Source organism: Streptomyces sp. Je 1-79, from assembly GCF_025195125.1.
In the GTDB taxonomy this organism is placed as follows: Bacteria; Actinomycetota; Actinomycetes; order Streptomycetales; family Streptomycetaceae; genus Streptomyces.
On the sequence record NZ_JAMGSL010000007.1, the window covers coordinates 1 to 18,860 of the forward strand.

17 protein-coding genes are annotated in these 18,860 nt (G+C 73.0%); 5 read left to right on the forward strand and 12 right to left on the reverse strand.

All coding sequences use genetic code 11. The features are described 5' to 3' along the window. The first annotated feature begins 529 nt into the window (after positions 1-529). Positions 530-1,528 carry a tryptophan--tRNA ligase gene (gene trpS / locus M5362_RS15210; RefSeq protein ID WP_260228068.1) on the forward strand — a complete coding sequence of 333 codons (999 nt, stop codon included), beginning with the start codon at positions 530-532 and terminating at the stop codon, positions 1,526-1,528. Here the strand turns inward: trpS and M5362_RS15215 are convergent. Then, positions 1,495-2,496: a GlxA family transcriptional regulator gene (locus tag M5362_RS15215; RefSeq protein ID WP_260228069.1), complete on the reverse strand. Its 1,002-nt coding sequence runs from the start codon at positions 2,494-2,496 to the stop codon at positions 1,495-1,497. The two genes, trpS and M5362_RS15215, sit on opposite strands and share 34 nt — an antisense overlap. 75 nt (positions 2,497-2,571) lie before the next feature. Between M5362_RS15215 and M5362_RS15220 the strand changes: the two genes are divergently transcribed. Beyond that, a complete protein-coding gene (locus tag M5362_RS15220) occupies positions 2,572-3,186 on the forward strand; it encodes a cysteine hydrolase family protein (RefSeq protein WP_260228070.1) in 615 nt (204 codons plus the stop codon). A 12-nt stretch (positions 3,187-3,198) separates the two neighbouring features. Here the strand turns inward: M5362_RS15220 and proC are convergent, their stop codons facing one another. From proC to M5362_RS15245, 5 genes are all read right to left on the reverse strand, one after another. Then, positions 3,199-4,008: a pyrroline-5-carboxylate reductase gene (proC, locus tag M5362_RS15225; protein ID WP_260228071.1), complete on the reverse strand. Its 810-nt coding sequence runs from the start codon at positions 4,006-4,008 to the stop codon at positions 3,199-3,201. 137 nt (positions 4,009-4,145) lie between these two features. Next, the gene (locus M5362_RS15230) at positions 4,146-4,883 is read right to left on the reverse strand and encodes an ABC transporter permease (RefSeq protein WP_260228072.1); all 738 of its coding nucleotides are present in this window, start codon (positions 4,881-4,883) and stop codon (positions 4,146-4,148) included. Then, positions 4,880-5,674, reverse strand: a complete 795-nt coding sequence (locus M5362_RS15235) for an ABC transporter ATP-binding protein (protein WP_260228073.1) — start codon at positions 5,672-5,674, stop codon at positions 4,880-4,882. Before M5362_RS15235 ends, M5362_RS15230 begins: the two co-directional genes overlap by 4 nt. Positions 5,675-5,981: 307 nt before the next feature. Beyond that, the gene (locus tag M5362_RS15240) at positions 5,982-6,509 is read right to left on the reverse strand and encodes a hypothetical protein (RefSeq protein WP_260228074.1); all 528 of its coding nucleotides are present in this window, start codon (positions 6,507-6,509) and stop codon (positions 5,982-5,984) included. Between the two features lie 34 nt (positions 6,510-6,543). Beyond that, positions 6,544-6,858, reverse strand: a complete 315-nt coding sequence (locus M5362_RS15245; protein WP_260228075.1) for an SH3 domain-containing protein — start codon at positions 6,856-6,858, stop codon at positions 6,544-6,546. Positions 6,859-7,013: 155 nt separating this feature from the next. Here M5362_RS15245 and M5362_RS15250 point away from each other — a divergent pair, with 155 nt between their 5' ends. Then, positions 7,014-9,173 (forward strand): PQQ-binding-like beta-propeller repeat protein, encoded by a 2,160-nt coding sequence (locus M5362_RS15250; RefSeq protein WP_260228076.1) that lies wholly within the window; start codon positions 7,014-7,016, stop codon positions 9,171-9,173. A 7-nt stretch (positions 9,174-9,180) separates the two neighbouring features. Here M5362_RS15250 and M5362_RS15255 read toward each other — a convergent pair whose 3' ends face one another. The 5 genes from M5362_RS15255 to M5362_RS15275 form a co-directional block, all read right to left on the reverse strand. Further along, entirely contained in the window at positions 9,181-9,609 is a 429-nt protein-coding gene (locus M5362_RS15255; RefSeq protein WP_260228077.1) for an acetyltransferase, read from the reverse strand. Positions 9,610-9,800: 191 nt separating this feature from the next. After that, positions 9,801-11,654, reverse strand: a complete 1,854-nt coding sequence (ilvD, locus tag M5362_RS15260) for a dihydroxy-acid dehydratase (RefSeq protein ID WP_260228078.1) — start codon at positions 11,652-11,654, stop codon at positions 9,801-9,803. Positions 11,655-11,858: 204 nt separating this feature from the next. Further along, positions 11,859-12,473 (reverse strand): TetR family transcriptional regulator, encoded by a 615-nt coding sequence (locus tag M5362_RS15265; RefSeq protein ID WP_260228079.1) that lies wholly within the window; start codon positions 12,471-12,473, stop codon positions 11,859-11,861. Then, complete coding sequence (locus M5362_RS15270; protein WP_260228080.1) at positions 12,470-13,300, reverse strand: sugar phosphate isomerase/epimerase; 831 nt, start codon at positions 13,298-13,300, stop codon at positions 12,470-12,472. Before M5362_RS15270 ends, M5362_RS15265 begins: the two co-directional genes overlap by 4 nt. A 196-nt stretch (positions 13,301-13,496) precedes the next feature. Beyond that, the gene (locus tag M5362_RS15275) at positions 13,497-14,429 is read right to left on the reverse strand and encodes a Ppx/GppA phosphatase family protein (protein WP_260228081.1); all 933 of its coding nucleotides are present in this window, start codon (positions 14,427-14,429) and stop codon (positions 13,497-13,499) included. A gap of 40 nt (positions 14,430-14,469) precedes the next feature. Between M5362_RS15275 and M5362_RS15280 the strand changes: the two genes are divergently transcribed. Continuing rightward, a complete protein-coding gene (locus M5362_RS15280) occupies positions 14,470-15,318 on the forward strand; it encodes a hypothetical protein (protein ID WP_260228082.1) in 849 nt (282 codons plus the stop codon). Positions 15,319-15,442: 124 nt separating this feature from the next. Here the strand turns inward: M5362_RS15280 and M5362_RS15285 are convergent, their stop codons facing one another. After that, on the reverse strand, positions 15,443-17,158 hold the full coding sequence (locus tag M5362_RS15285) for a hypothetical protein (protein WP_260228083.1): 1,716 nt from the start codon (positions 17,156-17,158) through the stop codon (positions 15,443-15,445). A gap of 173 nt (positions 17,159-17,331) precedes the next feature. Between M5362_RS15285 and radA the strand changes: the two genes are divergently transcribed. Next, the gene (radA, locus tag M5362_RS15290) at positions 17,332-18,735 is read left to right on the forward strand and encodes a DNA repair protein RadA (protein WP_260228084.1); all 1,404 of its coding nucleotides are present in this window, start codon (positions 17,332-17,334) and stop codon (positions 18,733-18,735) included. The last annotated feature ends 125 nt before the right edge of the window (positions 18,736-18,860 follow it).

Sequence of the window (18,860 nt, forward strand, 5' to 3'; positions counted from 1 at the left end):
CCGTTCTTCGCTTTCGCGTTTCCCTTTCCGGCGTTTCCGACTCTATCAGATCCTTTCGGGCCTGATTCCCAGTCAGAGGGGGTTGTCTTCGCGGCTGTTGGGCCGTTCCGACGAGTGAGACTTTAGCGGATTCCTTGCCTCCGACGCTAATCGGGGGTTCGCGCTCAAACCTTCGAACGCGGATTCCTCATTTCGCAAAAACGCACGGAAAGCGTGACGGCACGACGAACGCACCATCAGCTGGTAGTGGGTCTTGCGGAATGGTTGTCCGGGGCCGACCGGAGTCGGTGCTCACGTCGGACAACTCGGAGAACACTACGTATCGGGGAATCCCGTGTCAACCCCCGTCCTCGGGCGTACTCTCTCCGTATGACCACGCATGCGCACACAACCCAGTGGTGGGCCGCCTGACCGGCGGCCCTCACTGACGCATGCACTCAGCGGCCGCCGTCTCGGCGGCCGTTCGCGTATCCCCCTCCGGGAGTGCGGCCGACGGGCCGGCGCACAGGAGAGAGGGAGAACGAACGCGATGAAGCGGATCTTCAGCGGGATCAAGCCGACCGGGCACCTGACCCTGGGCAACTATCTCGGGGCCGTACGGCGGTGGGTCGAGGTGGACCAGCACCGGTCGGACTCGCTGTTCAGCATCGTGGACCTGCACGCCCTGACCGTCGAGCACGACCCGGCGCGGGTGCTGCGGCTCAGCAGGCAGGCGGCCACGCTGCTCCTGGCGGCCGGCCTCGACCCCAAGCTCTGCACCGTCTTCGTACAGAGTCATGTGGACGAGCACGCCCGGCTCTCGTACCTACTGGAGTGCACGGCCACGGACGGCGAGCTGCGGCGGATGATCCAGTACAAGGAGAAGGGCGCGCGGGCGCTGGCGGCCGGGCAGGGGGTCAGGCTGTCGCTGCTGACCTATCCGGTGCTGATGGCGGCGGACATCCTGGCCTATGGGACCGACGAGGTGCCGGTGGGCGCGGACCAGACGCAGCACGTGGAGCTGACCCGGGATCTGGCGGTGCGGTTCAACCAGCGGTACGGACATGTGTTCACGGTGCCGCGGGCGACGCATCCGGTGGTGGGGGCTCGGGTCATGGATCTGCAGGACCCGGGTTCGAAGATGGGGAAGTCGCACGAGAACGCTGCGGGGATCGTCTATCTGCTGGACGACGAGGTCACCGTCCGGCGGAAGATCATGCGCGCGGTGACCGACAGCGGGCGGGATGTCGCGTACGACCGGGAGGGCCGGCCAGGGGTCGCGAATCTGCTCGATCTGCTGGCTGCCGCGACGAGTGGGAACCCGGAAGCCTTGGCCGGTGTATATGAGTCGTACGGATCGTTGAAGCGGGACACGGCGGACGCGGTGATCGAGATGCTGCGGCCGGTGCGGGAGCGGCACGCGGAGCTGGCGGCCGATCCCGTCCATGTGGATCAGGTGCTACGGGACGGGGCCGAGCGGGCCCGGGGGATGGCGCGGCCGTTGGTGGACCGTGCCTATCGGGCGATCGGGTTGATGCCCGCCGTGTGACGGAAGGCGCTGCGGTAGTCGCGCGGGCTGGTGGCGAGGTGCGAGGCGAAGTGCTGGCGCATCGTGACCTCGCTGCCGAAGCCCGCGCGGCGGGCGACTTCGGGGAGGGGATGGTCGGTGAGTTCGAGGAGTTTCTGGGCGGCGGCGACACGCTGGGCGATGAGCCAGTGGAGGGGGGTGGTTCCAGTGGTGGCCTGGAAGTGGCGGGCGAAGGTGCGGGGTGACATACCGGCGCGGGCGGCCAGGCTTGCGACGGTGTGCTGTTCGTCGAGGTGGGCGAGGGCGTGGGAGCGGACGTCGGCCAGGGCGTCGGCGTCGCGGTCGGCGCGGGGTGTGGGGTGCTCGATGAACTGGGCCTGGGTGCCGGTGCGGAAGGGGGCGGTGACCATCGAGCGGGCGATCGAGGCGGCGGCCTCGGCGCCGTGGGCCGTGCGGACGAGATGGAGGCAGAGATCGATGCCGGCGGCGGTGCCGGCCGAGGTCCAGATGCCGGTGTCCTCGACGAAGAGGGCGTCGGGTTCGACGGTGACCTGGGGGTGGCGGGCGGCGAGGGTCGGTGCGAGTTGCCAGTGGGTGACGGCGCGGCGGCCGTCGAGGAGTCCGGCCTGGGCGAGGACGAAGGCGCCCGCGCAGAGAGAGGCGACGGGGGTTCCGGCGGCGTGGGCCCGGCGGAGGGCTTCGAGCACGGGAGCGGGGGTCTCGGCGTCGGGGTCCTCGATACCGGGGACGAGGACGAGGTCGGCCTGGGCGAGCCAGTCGAGGGGGCGGTCGGGGGTGAGGGTGAGACCGCCACGGAGGGGGATGGGGGTGGCCGGGTCGGCGGCGACGCGGCCGAGTTCGAAGGGAGGGAGACCACGGAGGCGGCGGTCGCTGCCGTAGACCTCGGTGATGACCGAGATGTCGAAGGCGCGGATGCCGGGGAACGCCATCAGGGCGATGCGACGGGGTTCGGCGGGTGCTGTCGGCATGGGTGGCAGTAAACCATCGATCGCTGACTTTCTTCCCGCTGGATGGGGCGGCCCCGGGGCGGCAGCATCGTGGGTATGGAGATCGCGGAGAACGCAGCACTGGTTGTCGTCGACGTACAGAAGGGCTTCGAGGAGGAGTTCTGGGGGAAGCGGAACAACCCTGCCGCCGAGGAGAACATCGCGGCGCTGATCGACCTGTGGCAGGGGACGGGGCGGCCGGTCGTGTTCGTACGGCACGATTCGCCGGCCGGGTCGCGGTCGCCGCTGCGGGTCGGGCACGAGGGGAACGACTTCAAGGACTTCGTCGAGGAGCGGAGAGGGAAGGGGGACGGGCCGGAGCTGCTGGTGACGAAGAGCGTGAACTCGGCGTTCTACGGGGAGCCGTCGTTGGACGCGTGGCTGACCGGGGAGGCCGGTGGCGGGGCCGTCGAGGGCCGGCGTGGGCAGATCGTGATCGTCGGGATCCAGACGAACATGTGCAACGAGACGACGGCGCGGATGGGCGGCAACCTCGGGTACGACGTGGTGTTTCCGCTGGACGCGATGCACACGTTCGACCTGGAGGGGCCGTTCGGGTGGGCGGCGACGGCGGAGGAGCTGACCCGGGCGACGGCGGTGTCGCTGCACGGCGGGCGGTTCGCCCGGGTCGTGTCGACGGAGGACGTGCTGAAGGGCGCGGCGGCCGCGTAGGCCGGGGGCCGGTCAGCCGTTGCCGGAGGCGAGCTCGCGGCTGCGGTCGCGGGCTGCTTCCAGGGCGGCGATGAGGGCGGCCCGTACGCCGTGGTTCTCCAGCTCGCGGATGGCGCTGATGGTGGTGCCGGCCGGGGAGGTGACGGCCTCGCGGAGCTTGACGGGGTGCTCGCCGCTGTCGCGGAGCATCACGGCGGCGCCGATGGCGGCCTGGACGATCAGGTCGTGGGCCTGGGCGCGGGGGAGGCCGAGGAGGATGCCGGCGTCGGTCATGGCCTCGACGAGGAAGTAGAAGTAGGCCGGGCCGGAGCCGGAGAGGGCGGTGGCGGCGTCCTGCTGGGACTCGGGGACGCGCAGGGTCTTGCCGACGCCCCCGAAGATCTCCTCGGCGTGGACGAGGTGCGCGGGAGTGGCGTGGCTGCCGCCGGAGATGACGGACATGCCTTCGTCGACGAGGACGGGGGTGTTGGGCATGACGCGGACGACGGGGGTGCCGGTGGTGAGCCGTTCCTCGATGAAGGAGGTGGGGATACCGGCGGCGGCGCTGATGACGAGGCGGTCGGCGGTGACGTGGGGGGCCAGCTCGTCGAGGAGGCGGCCCATGTCCTGGGGCTTCACGGCGAGGATGAGGGTGTCGGCGCGCTTGGCGGCCTCGGCGTTGGTGACGGTCTCGACGCCGTAGCGGGCGTGCAGTTCTTCGGCGCGCTCGGTGCGGCGGGCGGTCACCAGGAGGTTGGCGGGGCGCCAGCCGGCCCGGATCATGCCGCTGAGGAGCGCTTCACCGATCTTGCCGGTGCCGAGGACTGCGACGGTCTGGGTCATGGCTCTGTTCACCTCGCCGGAAGGGGCATGTGCCGGTCCATCTGCGCGCGGACGGTTCGTCCGGGCGCACAGACATCCTCGCACCGTGGGGGTGGGTGCGGTGGGGGCGTCCGAGGGGCGGTACGCCCCGTGGCGCGTCAGGCGGTGCGGCGGCGGAGGGTGGCCGCGCCGAGGGCGAGGACGAGCAGGGCGCAGCCGGCGACGACGAGGGCGTCGCGGAGGAAGTCGCCGGTGATGTCGGGCTGGCGGAGGACTTCGTTCATGCCGTCGACGGCGTAGGACATGGGCAGCGCGTCGGAGATGCCTTCGAGGACGGGCTGCATCTGGTCGCGCGCGATGAAGAGGCCGCAGAGGAGCAGCTGGGGGAAGATCACGGCCGGCATGAACTGGACGGCCTGGAACTCGGAGGCGGCGAAGGCCGAGACGAAGAGGCCGAGGGCGGTGCCGAGGAGGGCGTCGAGGAGCGCGACGAGGAGGAGGAGCCAGGGGGAGCCGACGACGTCGAGTCCGAGGACGCCGAGGGCGAGGCCGGTGGCGAGGGCGGACTGGACGATGGCGAGGAGTCCGAAGGCGAGGGCGTAGCCGGCGATGAGGTCGCCCTTGCCCAGCGGCATGGCGAGCAGGCGTTCCAGGGTGCCGGAGGTGCGTTCGCGCAGGGTGGCGATCGAGGTCACGAGGAACATCGTGATCAGCGGGAAGATGCCGAGCAGCGAGGCTCCGATGTTGTCGAAGGTCCGGGGGCTGCCGTCGAAGACGTACCGGAGCAGGAAGAGCATCAGGCACGGGACGAGGAGCATCAGGGCGATCGAGCGCGGGTCGTGGCGCAGTTGGCGCAGGACGCGGGCGGCGGTGGCGAGGGTGCGGGCGCTGCTCATCGCTGGGGCTCCTGGAGGGGTACGGCCGCGCGGGCGTCGGCGGCGTCGACGAGGTGGAGGAAGGCCTCTTCGACGGTGGCGGTGTCGTTGCGGCGTCGCAGGGCTTCGGGGGTGTCCTCGGCGAGGATCTCGCCCTCGCGCATGAGGAGCAGCCGGTGGCAGCGTTCGGCCTCGTCCATGACGTGGGAGGAGACGAGGAGGGCGGCGCCGCGCTCGGCGGCGATGCGGTGGAAGAGGTTCCAGAGGTCGCGGCGGAGGACGGGGTCGAGCCCGACGGTGGGTTCGTCGAGGACGAGGAGTTCGGGGGTGCCGAGGAGGGCGACGGCGAGGGAGACGCGGCTGCGCTGGCCGCCGGAGAGACGGCCGGCCAGGGAGTCGGCGTGCGAGGCGAGGTCGACGTCGTCGATGGCGCGGGCGACGGCGGTGCGGCGGTTCTCGCGGTGGGCGCGACCGGGGAGGAGGACGGCGGCGAAGTAGTCGAGGTTCTGGCGGACGGTGAGGTCGTCGTAGACGGACGGTGCCTGGGTGACGTAGCCGATGCGGGAGCGCAGGGAGGCGTCGCCCGCCGGGCGGCCGAGGACGTCGAGGGTGCCGGTGACGTTGGCCTGGGTGCCGACGATCGCCCGGAGCAGGGTGGATTTGCCGCAGCCGGAGGGGCCGAGGAGGCCGGTGATCCGGCCGTGGGGTACGACGAAGTCGAGGCCGCGCAGGACGGTGCGGTCGCCTCGTACGACGGTGAGCCCGTGCGCCGCGATCGCCGGGGCGGGGCCCCCTTCCGAGTAATTCATCATGCGATGAATAATGCGCGCGAGGGGTCGGGGCGTCAAGGAGCGCGCCCTGACCTGATGGGCGTTGCGGGATCGCGGGGGGGGGCTCGGCGGCGGTGCGGCCGACGGGGAGCCGGAGGCCGGCGGCGGGTGCGCCGGAAGGTACGGGGGCTGCCTCCGCACCGGGGTGCGGAGAAGTGCGGCAGCGGTCGGTCGTGGCCGAGCCGGGGGGCGGGGCGAGAGCGGCGACATGGGCCGCGACGTGCTCGATCGCCGTGCGGCGCGGGCGGCGGCCGCGCCGGGTGTGCGAGGGGGCTTCCTGCCCCGTGGGTTACTTGCGCTTGGGCTTCTTGCGGGCCGCCGGGTTGCCCGTGCGGGCGCCGCGGCGCTTCTCGAACCGGCTGCGGGCCGTCTCGTACTCGGCGCGGCGCAGCTTCTCGCCCGGCGCCTCGACGAAGCAGCGGAAGAAGTAGGCGAGGAGGGAGCCGATGAAGCCGATCATCTTGAGGCTGCGCAGTGAGTCCTCGCGGGCCGGGTCGGCCGGGCGGCGGACGAAGCCTTCCCAGGTCTTACGGAAGGCGATGGCGCTGCAGACCGCGAACATGAGCACCACGAGCATGTTCACGAGACCGCCGACCTCGGCGATCTCGAGCCCCTGGTAGGCGAACCGCAGCACGAAGCAGCCCACCGCCGCGGCGGCGAGCGCCCCGACGGCGACGCCGGCACGGCGCAGCCCGTACTGCCCGTCGTGCTCCACCCAGGTCGTCCCGAAGAAGCGGATCTCCTCGGGCTGCGGCCCGGCGGGGGTGCCGCCGGGCTCGGCGCTGCGGTCCTTGGCGGTCTGCTCTTCGTCGCTCACGAGGTCGATTATCCCCGGGCGGGGAAGGAACCGGTCAGCCGCAGCGCGGTGCGACGTACCCGTCACTGCCCGTCTTCACGTACGCGTCGGAGATGAACTCCCCGCTCGCGATGTTGTCCCAGATGTTCGTCGTGCCGTACGGGCCGGTGACCCGCTGGCCGGGCGTCTGGCAGCGGATCGCCACCCAGGTGCCCGCGGGCAGGATCCGTACGACCGAGAACTGCGTGCCCGGCCCCGAGCGGACATTGACCCGCACCCCCGGCGCGACCGGATACCGGGTGACGCTCATCGCGGCCACCCCGTCCAGCTCCGCGGCGGCCGCGGCTTCCTTCGTCTCCTCCACGCCCATGGCGTCCTCCCCCGTCGGCGCAAAAGCGCTCCGCTTCGATTCACTCTCTGCGACGCGCAGGCTAGCAAGCCCCTCCGACATCCCAGGTGCCATCGACTAGGCTCCGTGCGTCGCGCACGCGCGCGAACTCGACGGGGACCACACGGGGGTGGGCGATGCCGCCGATGCGCAGGACCGGCGCGGACCGGGAGGCGGAAGAGCCCGAGTATGCGGGCGAGTACCGTCTCCAGGCCTGCCTCGGCTCGGGCGGGATGGGCGTGGTCCATCTGGCCACCTCCGCCTCCGGGCTGCGGCTCGCGGTCAAGGTGGTGCACGGACAGTACGCGGAGGACCCGGAGTTCAGGGCCCGTTTCCGCCAGGAGGTGGCCGCCGCGCGCCGGGTGAGCGGAGCCTTCACCGCGCCCGTCGTGGACGCGGACCCCGACGCCGTACGGCCCTGGATGGCCACGCTGTACGTCCCCGGCCCCACCCTCGCCGACCAGGTGAAGCGGAACGGCCCCCTCTCCCCCGCCGAACTGCGCCGGCTCACCGCCGGGCTCGCCGAGGCCCTGCGCGACATCCACCGGGCCGGCGTCGTCCACCGCGACCTCAAGCCGAGCAACGTCCTGCTCACCGACACCGGACCGAAGGTCATCGACTTCGGCATCTCCCGGCCGGTCGACAGCGATCTGCACACGGAGACCGGGAAGCTGATCGGGTCGCCGCCGTTCATGGCGCCGGAGCAGTTCCAGCGGCCCCGCGAGGTCGGACCGGCGGCGGACGTCTTCGCGCTCGGTTCCGTACTCGTGCACGCGGCCACGGGACACGGGCCGTTCGACTCCGACAGTCCGTACATCGTCGCCTACCAGGTCGTCCACGACGAGCCGGACCTGACCGGGATCCCGGAGGCGCTGGCTCCGCTCGTCGCGCGCTGCCTGGCCAAGGAGCCGGCGGAGCGCCCGACTCCGGCCGAGATCATGTCGGCGCTGCTGCCGCCCTCCTACGAGGCGGCGGCGTTCATACCGGCGCAGCGCAGGCCTCCCACGCTGCCCGACCCGCTCCCGGACCCGCCCAGGTCGTCCGGGGTGTCGGGGGCGTGGGACGCGGACACTCCCGTACGGGTCCAGGCGCCGCGCACCCGCCGTCGGCGCCGGCCGCCGGTCGTGGCCGCCGCCGCGCTCGCCGTCCTCGCGGCCGGCGGGGCGTTCGTGGCGCTGCGCGGCGGTGGCGGCGACGAACCCGCGCCCCGGCCGAACCCGGTCGAGGCGGCCGCCGCCTTCGACGGCTGGCAGACCGTCCTGCGGAAGGACGGCGAGCCCTCCGCGCCCAGCTGCGCCCTTGGCGCGGGCGCCCTCTACTGCGCGGGCGGCGGCACCGCGGCGGCCCGGCTCGACCCCGAGACGGGGCGGGTGCTCTGGTCGCTGCCGGCGGCCGCCGGTCAGGCTCCGTCCACGCCGTCCGTACTGCGGGGCGGGCTCGTTGCCTTCCCCTCACGGAACGGTCCCCTGCGCACGTACGCGGCCTCCGGCGGCGCGCCCGGCTGGCACACCACCCCCGCCCCCGCCGCCGAACAGGCCGTCCCCGCGGGCACGGCCGTCGCCCTGTCCACCGGGACGGGCGGCCTCCGGGCCGTGGACGGCTCGACCGGGAAGCAGCTCTGGCGCCACGGCCTGCCCGGGTTCACGGCGCCCCATCTGGGCTCTTACGACGACCGCACCGGACTCGTGACCGTCCACGAGGCCTCGGGCGACGGGTCCCGCACCCGCGTGGCCGTCGTGCGCCCCACGAGCGGCGAGGTGGTGTGGCAGCGACTCCTGGAGGGCGACCTCTCCCCGGTCGCCCACGCCGAGGACGGCGCGCTGTTCCTGGCTTCGCACCACCGCGGCATGGAGGTCGACGGCCTGGTCCGCTACGACCCCGCCGACCACTCGGTCCGCCGGTCCGCCCTGCCGCACCGGCTCTACGACCCGATGATCGCCGTACGCGGCGACACCGCTTATCTCCTCGACTTCAGCGGCCACCTCGCCGCCCTCGACACGGCGGCCGGCCCGTCCGGTCGCGTTCTGTGGGAGCTGGAGACCGCCGCGGGGAGCGTCTCCCCGCCGGTCCTAGGGCCGGGCGAGCGGCTGTATCTCTCCGTGGCCGACGGGCGGTTGATCGCCGTCGACACCGGGCGCGGGGCGATGCTCGGGCAGACCGGACCGCGGCTGCGGGACGGGCGGCTCGGGTACGCGACGAGCGTGCCCGCGCCCGTCGTCGCCGGGGACAGGGTGTTCGCGACCGCGCCGGACGGATCGGTCTTCGCCGTGGACGGGCGGGACCCGGCCGCCTGGTGACGACGGGTCAGCCGCAGTGCTCCCACGGGCTGGTGTACGTGTAGGTCCCCACGCCCGCCTCGATCATCCCGCCCCAGGTGACGCACTTCCCCGCCGCGTGGGCCCGCACCGGGCCGGCGTACGAGCTGTACGTGCGCTGGTCCTTCTTCGTCGCCGAGCCCTTCACGGTGAGCCAGGCGCCGGTCGGGAGGGCGAAGCCCTCGGTGGCGGGGGCGTGCACGGTGACGACGCAGTTGGTGCCGTTGGACGCGTTGTAGAGCAGATGGACGCGGGCGAGAACGGCCGAGGCGCTCCGCAGGGTGTGCGAGTCGATCTGGACGTAGCCCGAGCCGCAGATATCGCCCGGCGTCGCCGCGACGGCCGGGGTGGTGTTCAGGGCCGCGAGGGCGGCGACCGCTGTGGCGACGACGGTGGTGCGGCGTACGGAGGCACGCATACGACTCCCCAATCGTGAGCATGACAAGCATCGGCACGAAGCGAGCCGTGATCGTAGCGCACACGCGCGAACGCGGGGAGTGAGCGTCTCCGCCCACTCCCCGCGTCCTCGGTCCTCGCGTCTCCGCGCGCCGGGGCCGGCCGGCTCGGCTACGAGACCGGGGCCGGTCCGGCTCCGCGCCGGTCGTCGCCTCAGGCCAGCTTCGAGACGTCCCGCACCGCGCCCTTGTCCGCGCTCGTCGCCATCGCCGCGTACGCCCGCAGCGCCGCCGAGACCTTCCGCTGCCGGTTCTTCGGGGCGTAGACCCCGCCCAGCGCCTCGCGGCGGGCCGCCAGCGTGGCGTCGTCGACCAGCAGCTCGATCGAGCGGGTGGGGATGTCGATACGGATCCGGTCGCCGTCCTCGACCAGGGCGATCGTGCCGCCCGACGCCGCCTCCGGCGACGCGTGACCGATCGACAGACCCGACGTACCGCCGGAGAAGCGGCCGTCCGTCACCAGCGCGCAGGTCTTGCCCAGCCCCCGGCCCTTGAGGAAGGAGGTCGGGTAGAGCATCTCCTGCATGCCCGGGCCGCCGCGCGGGCCCTCGTAACGGATGACGACCACGTCGCCGTCCTTGACCTGCTTGTTGAGGATCTTCTCGACGGCCTCGTCCTGCGACTCGCAGACGACGGCCGGGCCCTCGAAGGTCCAGATCGACTCGTCCACGCCCGCCGTCTTCACGACACAGCCGTCGACGGCCAGGTTGCCGCGCAGGACCGCGAGGCCGCCGTCCTTGGAGTACGCGTGGGCCGCGTCGCGGATGCAGCCGCCGGCCGCGTCCGTGTCCAGGGTCTCCCAGCGCTCGGACTGCGAGAAGGCGGTCGCCGAGCGGACGCAGCCGGGGGCCGCGTGCCACAGCTCGACGGCCTCGTCGGACGGGGAGCCGCCGCGCACGTCCCAGGTCTCCAGCCAGTCCTTGATGGAGCGGGAGTGGACGGTGTGCACGTCCTCGTTGAGGAGACCGGCGCGGTACAGCTCGCCCAGGATGGCCGGGATGCCGCCGGCCCGGTGCACGTCCTCCATGTAGTACGTGCCGCCGGGCGCCACGTTCGGCGCGACCTTGGCCAGGCACGGCACACGGCGCGAGACCTCGTCCATGTCGGACAGGCCGTAGTCCAGCTCGGCCTCCTGGGCGGCGGCGAGCAGGTGCAGGATCGTGTTGGTCGAGCCGCCCATGGCGATGTCCAGGGCCATGGCGTTCTCGAAGGCCGCGCGGGTGGCGACGGAGCGCGGCAGGACCGAGTCGTCGTCCTCGTCGTAGTAACGACGGGTGATGTCGACGACCGTGCGCGCCGCGTTCTCGTACAGCGCCTTGCGGGCCGTGTGCGTGGCGAGGGCCGAACCGTTGCCGGGGAGGGAGAGGCCGATGGCCTCGGTCAGGCAGTTCATCGAGTTGGCGGTGAACATGCCGGAACAGGATCCGCAGGTCGGGCAGGCGTTCTCCTCGATACGGAGGATGTCCTCGTCCGAGATCTTGTCGTTGACCGCGTCGGAGATCGCGTCGACCAGGTCGAGCGTACGGACCGTGCCGTCGACCAGCGTGGCCTTTCCGGACTCCATCGGGCCGCCGGAGACGAAGACCGTCGGGATGTTGAGGCGCAGGGCCGCGTTCAGCATGCCGGGGGTGATCTTGTCGCAGTTGGAGATGCAGATCAGGGCGTCGGCGCAGTGCGCCTCGACCATGTACTCCACGCTGTCCGCGATCAGGTCGCGGGAGGGCAGGGAGTACAGCATGCCGCCGTGGCCCATCGCGATGCCGTCGTCGACGGCGATCGTGTTGAACTCGCGGGGGATGGCACCGGCGGCCGTGATGGCCTCGGAGACGATCCGGCCGACCGGCTGGAGGTGGGTGTGGCCCGGGACGAACTCCGTGAAGGAGTTGGCGACCGCGATGATCGGCTTCCGGCCGATGTCCGCGCCGGGTACACCGGAGGCGCGCATAAGGGCGCGTGCGCCCGCCATGTTGCGGCCGTGGGTGACAGTGCGGGACCTCAGCTCGGGCATCGTCGCTCGCTCCTCAGTGATGGGTGTGCTTGCTGTCGAGCGTACGCCGGACGACCAAGATCTGGACGTCGTGTCCGCATGGCGGACGCGCTGTTCAGCCTTCGGTCAGGACCGGGCGGGGTTCGGCCGGGTGGCGGTCGGGTCCGGTCAGGGCTCGGTCGGGCGGGCGGGGCGGGGCGGGGCCGTCAGGCTTCGGTGGGGCCGTCAGGCTTCGGTGAGATAGCGCTGGAGCGTGGGGGCGACGTGGGCCACGATCTCCTCCGGGTCGGCGGAGGCCATCGGCTCGACCTTGATGACGTACCGCAGGATCGCGATCCCGATCATGTGGGAGGCGGCGAGCTCCGCGCGGAACTTGGGGTCCGGTACGTCGAGGTCCCCGGCGATCCGCTCCAGGAGCCGGCGCAGGACGAAGCCGCGCAGCACCTTGGCCGCCGCCTCGTGGGTCAGCGCGGAGCGGATGATCGCGAGGAGGGGGGCGCGGCTGACCGGGTTCTCCCAGACGCCGATGAAATAGCGGGCGAGCCGTTCGCCGATCCCGTCGAGGGGACCGCCGAGGATCGCCGGGAGGACGAGGGCGGGCTCGAAGGAGACCTCGATCGCGGCGGCGAAGACCTCGTCCTTCGTACCGAAGTAGTGGTGGACGAGCGCCGGGTCCACCCCCGCCGCCTTGGCGATGCCGCGCACGGAGGTCTTGTCGTAGCCCCGCTCGGCGAACTGCGCGCGGGCGGCTTCCAGGATGCGTTCGCGGGCGCCCGGTCCGCTCTCCTCCTCGGTACGGGAGGGGCGGCCGCGGCGGCGCGGGGCGGCCGGGTCGGTCATGAGCGGGGCACGCGGGAGCGGCCGGCGGAGGCCAGGTGGAGCCGGGTGAAGGCGAGGGCCTCGGCGAGGTCGGCCTCGCGTTCGGCCGCCGACATGGCCCGCCGGGTGTTGACCTCGATGACCACATGGCCGTCGAAGCCGGTGAGCGCCAGCCGCTCCAGCACCTCCGCGCAGGGCTGGTTGCCGCGGCCGGGGACCAGGTGCTCGTCCTTGGCCGAACCCTTGCCGTCGGCGAGGTGGACGTGGCCGAGGCGGTCGCCCATGCGGTCGATCATGGCGAGGGCGTCCGTGCGGGCGGTGGCGGTGTGCGAGAGGTCGACCGTGAAATGGCGGTAGTCGTCCTTGGTGACGTCCCACTCGGGGGCGTACGCGAGCATCTCGCGGTCCTTGTACCGCCACGGGTACATGTTCTCGACGGCGAACCGGACGTCCGTCTCGTCGGCCATCCGCCAGATGCCGGTGACGAAGTCGCGGGCGTACTGGCGCTGCCAGCGGAACGGCGGGTGGACGACGACCGTGGAGGCGCCGAGCTTCTCCGCGGCCGCCTGGGCGCGCCGGAGCTTGGTCCAGGGGTCCGTGGACCAGACGCGCTGGGTGATGAGCAGACAGGGCGCGTGGACGGCGAGGATCGGGACCTGGTGGTAGTCCGAGAGGCGGCGCAGGGCCTCGATGTCCTGGCTGACCGGATCGGTCCACACCATGATCTCGACGCCGTCGTAGCCGAGGCGCGCGGCGATCTCGAAGGCCGTCGCCGTCGACTCCGGATAGACCGAGGCCGTCGACAGGGCGACCTTCGCATCCGGGATGCGCACCACTGGTTCTGCCACGAAGGACAGGGTACGGGGCGGGGCGGGGCGCGGGGAGGTGGTTCCTGTCACGCTCGGTCGCGGCGCGTCGCGTCGCGGCACGCTCGGTACGCGGCGCGCGCGGTGCACGCCGGCGCGGTGAGGCGCGTCGCGTCGCGGCACGCTCGGTACGCAATGCGGCGGTGCGTGGGTGGCCCGCCACGCGCGCGTGGAGCGGCTACTCCTCCGGCAGGTGGTCCAGGCGGCGCAGGATCACACCCTCGCGCAGCGCCCAGGGGCAGATCTCCAGCTCGTCCACGCCGAAGAGGTCCATCGCGCCTTCGGCCACCAGGGCGCCCGCGAGCAGCTGGGGTGCACGGCCCTCGGAGACGCCGGGCAGGTCCGCGCGCTGTCCGGCGGTCATGAGGGCGAGCTTGGGGACCCACTCCTCCAGGGACGAGCGGGTCAGGACGCGCCGCAGGTAGAGCCCCTTCTCCGAGCCGGGCGAGCCGGCGATCCGGGCGAGCTGCTTGAAGGTCTTGGACGTGGCCACGACGTGGTCGGGCTTGCCGAAGCGGCTGAACTCCCCCACCGTACGGGCGATCTGGGCGCGTACATGGCGACGCAGAGCCCGGACGTCCTCCGTGTCGGGCGGGTCGCCCGGCAGCCAGCCCGACGTCAGCCGGCCCGCTCCCAGCGGCAGCGAGACCGCCGTGTCCGGCTCCTCGTCGATGCCGTACGCGATCTCCAGCGAGCCGCCGCCGATGTCGAGGAGGAACAGCTTGCCGGCGGACCATCCGTACCAGCGGCGGGCGGCCAGGAAGGTGAGCCGGGCCTCCTCCTCGCCGGTGAGGACCTGGAGGTCGATACCGGTCTTCTGCTTCACGCGATCCAGGACGGCGTCGGCGTTCGTCGCCTCGCGCACCGCGGAGGTCGCGAACGGCAGAACCTCCTCGCAGCCCTTGTCCTCGGCGGCCTGCAGTGCGCCCTGGACGGTCGCGATGAGCCGCTCGACGCCGTCCGGGGCGATGGCCCCGTGCTCGTCGAGGAGCTCCGCCAGCCGCAGCTCCGCCTTGTGGGAGTGCGCGGGCAGCGGGCGGGCGCCGGGGTGGGCGTCCACCACGAGCAGGTGCACTGTGTTCGAACCGACGTCGAGGACTCCGAGTCTCATGGACGGAACGCTACTGCTCCCGCCCGCATACGCTGGTGGTGTGCCAAAGACGAAAAAGGCGAAGCCGGGCAAAGACAGCGCTGCCAAGGCTCAGAAGACCTCCAAGAAGCAGGGCGGGGCCTCCGGCCCGGGCGAACCGGACGAGAAGGGCCTCGACTTTCCGCGCGCCTGGGTCGAGTTCCCCGACCCCGCCGACGACGAGCAGGTCTTCCGCTGCGACCTGACCTGGCTCACCTCGCGCTGGACGTGCATCTTCGGCAGCGGCTGCCAGGGCATCCAGGCGGGCCGCGCCGACGACGGCTGCTGCACGCTCGGCGCGCACTTCTCCGACGAGGACGACGAGAAGCGGGTCGCCTCGCACGTGGAGCGGCTCACTCCGGAGCTGTGGCAGTTCCACGACGTGGGCACGGAGACGGGCTGGACGCAGCTCGACGAGGACGGCGAGCGGCAGACCCGCCGCTGGGAAGGCTCCTGCATCTTCCAGAACCGCCCCGGATTCGCGGGCGGCGCCGGCTGCTCCCTGCACATCCTGGCCCTCAAGGAGGGCAAGGAGCCGCTGGAGACCAAGCCGGACGTCTGCTGGCAGCTGCCGGTGCGCCGGACGTACGACTGGATCGACCGCCCCGACGACAGCCGGATCCTTCAGGTGTCGATCGGCGAGTACGACCGACGGGGCTGGGGCCCGGGCGGGCACGACCTGCACTGGTGGTGCACGTCGGCGACCTCGGCGCACGGGGCCGGTGAGCCGGTGTACGTGACGTACCGGCCGGAGCTGACCGAGCTGATGGGCAAGGCGGCGTACGACGTGCTGGTGGAGCTGTGCGAGGCGCGGCTCGCCGCCCAGCTGCCGCTCGTGGCCCCGCACCCGGCGGACCCCGCCCGGCCGTAACGGGGCACCCGCTCGTAGCGGGGCACACGCTCGTAACGGGGCACTCGCTCGTAGCGGGGCACCCGGCCACCGCTGCGTGCGGCGCTTGCCGGGTTCCCTGATCCGGGCCGGGTGGCCCGCCCGGCTATGGCGTCGGCGTCGACGGGGAGTCCGAACCGCCCGGGGTGCCGGGGTCCGTGGACGCGGGGGGTTCGGTCGTCGGGGTCGGCTCCGTCGTGGGCGGAGGGGTCGTCGGCTCCTCCGTCGTCGGAGGCGGTTCCTCGGTGGTCGGCGGCGTCGTCGGCTCCTCGGTGGCCGGAGGCGGCTCCTCGGTCGTCGGCGGGGGCGTCGTCGGAGGTGCGGGCGTGGTCGCCCCGCGGCCGTCGATCCGTACGACGGCACCCGAGGGGTTCACCCCGACCCTGGCCGACCAGGAGCCCGCGGGCTCGCGCGCCTGGTCCACGGAGATCCGCACCGTCACCGACTCGCCCGGCCGCAGCGTGCCCGAGGCCTGGCTCACGTACAGCCAGGGCGCGTCCGTCCACAGCGACCATTCGACGGGCGAGCCGCCGGAGGCGGTGAGGGTGAGCAGTGTCGTGTCGCCGTCCCCGTGGGCCGCGACCGTGATCCGGCCGGGGCCCGCCTGGCCCGGCAGCGACGGTCCGACCGGCCCGCCGGGGCTGATCACCTCGACCGAGACGTCCGGGGACCGGCTGCCCTGGGTGAAGCGCGGATCGGGGGTGGTGCGGGCGTTGCCCGCGTTCTCGTAGTGGTCGTACGGGGCGCCGTCGAGGCTCGTCGGGTCGTCCGCCTCGCGTGCGCTGACCGGGGCTCCCGCGCCGCCCTCGCCGACGGGCCCACCGCGGTACGAGGCCCACAGGGCGAGCACCGGGGCCGCGACCACGGCCGCCACGACGGTGGTCGTCACCGCCCGGGCCCGCATCCGGTCGCGGCGGGCCGCGTGGTCCTTGGGATCCAGGGGGAACCCTGCCGACCCGAAGCGCGGGGCGCCGGCACGCGCGCGTGGGACGTGCAGCATCGCCACGTACGCGGCGGCCCTGGGAGCCTCGACCAGCGGGAGCCGGGCGGGCGTGAGCGTCGTCGCGCCGGGCCACGGGCCGCCCGCGCCCGCCCGCTCGGCGGCCCTGCGACAGCGCGGGCAGTCGTCGACGTGGCGGACCAGCTCGGCGCGCAGGGCCGCGGAGAGCAGCACCTGGTGGTCGCCGGTCAGCCGGGCGACGGTGGGGCAGTTCCCCGTCTCCACGACCGCGAGCGCGGCCCGGGTGCGCTCGACCTCGCAGGCGGCCGAGGAGAGCAGTTCGCGGGCGGCGAGCGGGTCGAGGGAGAGCACGGCGGCGACCTCGCGGTGGCCGAGGCCGTGCCGGACGGCGAGCTCCAGCGCCTCGCGCTGCTCGGGGGTGGTGCCCGCGGCCTCGGGCCAGGCCAGGAGTGCCAGTTCGGCGCGGCGGCGCTCGGCGACCTCCTCGGAGACGCGGGGCGGCTCCGGGGCCGCGGCGACCGGACGGCCGGTGTGCGCGCCCTGCCGCTTGCGGCGCTGCTCGCCGAGGCTGCGCAGACAGGCCCAGCGCGCGAGCGCGTAGAGCCAGGCCTTGCGCCCGTCCTCGTCGGAGGGGCAACGGCCGCGGTGCCGCTCGGCGACGGCGAGGACGTCGCCGAGGACGGCGGTCGCGACGTCGTGGTCGCAGAGCACCGAGAGGCAGTAGGTGAACAGACCGTTCAGATACGCCTCGTAGCGGGCGGGCGGGTGCTGACCGAGTGTGCGGGGACCTTCGGCCGCCCGCCGGTGCGCCCGGTGTGCGCCGGTGGTGTGGGTGGGGGGTTCCAGCCTGCTGCTCGTCACTGGGTGACCGTAGGCAGGGCGGGGCGGACTCTTCGTACCGGTTGAACACTTTTAATCCTTACGGGTGAAGGTATCCCTCGAAAGGGGACAGGAAGGCTGCATTCCGATGCCGTGCGCCCGGCGGCCTCCCGGCTCGGCGTCCGGTGTCAGTGGCGGCCGCTACGGTGTGGCGCATGGCTGCCCGTACGAAATCCGCCAAGGACCGGCCGTCCTACCGCTGCACCGAATGCGGCTGGACGACCGCCAAATGGCTCGGCCGTTGCCCCGAGTGCCAGGCCTGGGGGACGGTCGAGGAGTACGGCGCGCCCGCCGTCCGCACCACCGCCGCCGGCCGCGTCTCCACCGCGGCGCTCCCCATCGGCCAGGTCGACGGCCGGCAGGCCACCGCCCGCTCCACCGGCGTGGACGAGCTGGACCGGGTCCTCGGCGGGGGGCTGGTGCCCGGCGCGGTCGTGCTGCTCGCCGGCGAGCCCGGCGTCGGAAAGTCCACGCTGCTGCTCGATGTCGCCTCGAAGGCCGCGAGCGACGAGCACCGCACCCTGTACGTCACGGGCGAGGAGTCCGCGAGCCAGGTCCGGCTGCGCGCCGACCGGATCAAGGCGCTCAACGACCATCTGTACCTGGCGGCCGAGACCGATCTGTCCGCCGTCCTCGGACACCTCGACGCCGTGAAGCCCTCGCTGCTGATCATGGACTCGGTCCAGACCGTCGCCTCCCCCGAGATCGACGGGGCACCGGGCGGCATGGCCCAGGTGCGCGAGGTCGCCGGAGCGCTGATCCGGGCGTCCAAGGAGCGCGGCATGTCCACGCTGCTGGTCGGCCACGTCACCAAGGACGGCGCCATCGCCGGCCCCCGGCTCCTGGAGCACCTGGTGGACGTCGTCCTGAGCTTCGAGGGCGACCGGCACGCGCGCCTGCGGCTGGTCCGGGGCGTGAAGAACCGGTACGGGGCGACGGACGAGGTCGGCTGCTTCGAGCTGCACGACGAGGGGATCACGGGGCTGGCCGACCCCTCCGGGCTCTTCCTGACCCGGCGCGACGTGGCCGTGCCCGGCACCTGTCTGACGGTCACGCTGGAGGGACGCCGGCCGCTGGTCGCCGAGGTGCAGGCGCTGACGGTCGACTCCCAGATCCCCTCGCCCCGGCGCACCACCTCGGGCCTGGAGACCTCCCGGGTCTCGATGATGCTGGCCGTCCTGGAGCAGCGCGGGCGGATCAGCGCGCTCGGCAAGCGGGACATCTACTCGGCGACGGTGGGCGGCGTGAAGCTCTCCGAGCCCGCCGCCGACCTGGCGATCGCCCTGGCCCTGGCCTCCGCCGCCAGCGACACGCCGCTCCCGAAGAACCTCGTCGCGATCGGCGAGGTGGGGCTCGCGGGCGAGGTCCGCCGGGTCACGGGCGTGCAGCGACGCCTGGCCGAGGCGCACCGGCTGGGCTTCACGCACGCGCTGGTCCCGGGGGATCCGGGGAAGGTGCCGGCGGGCATGAAGGTGACCGAGGTGGCGGACATCGGGGACGCGCTGAGGGTGCTCCCCCGGAGCCGCAGGGCCGCCGCCCCGCGCGACGAGCAGGGGTAGCGGGGCCACGAGGACGTGGGGCGACGGTCGTCGCGGGCCACGAGCGGGGTCCCCGGACGAAGCCCGTCCCGGGCCGCGAGCCGGGCCCCGGACGAGGGTCGTCCCGGCCGCGAGCCGGGCGCCGG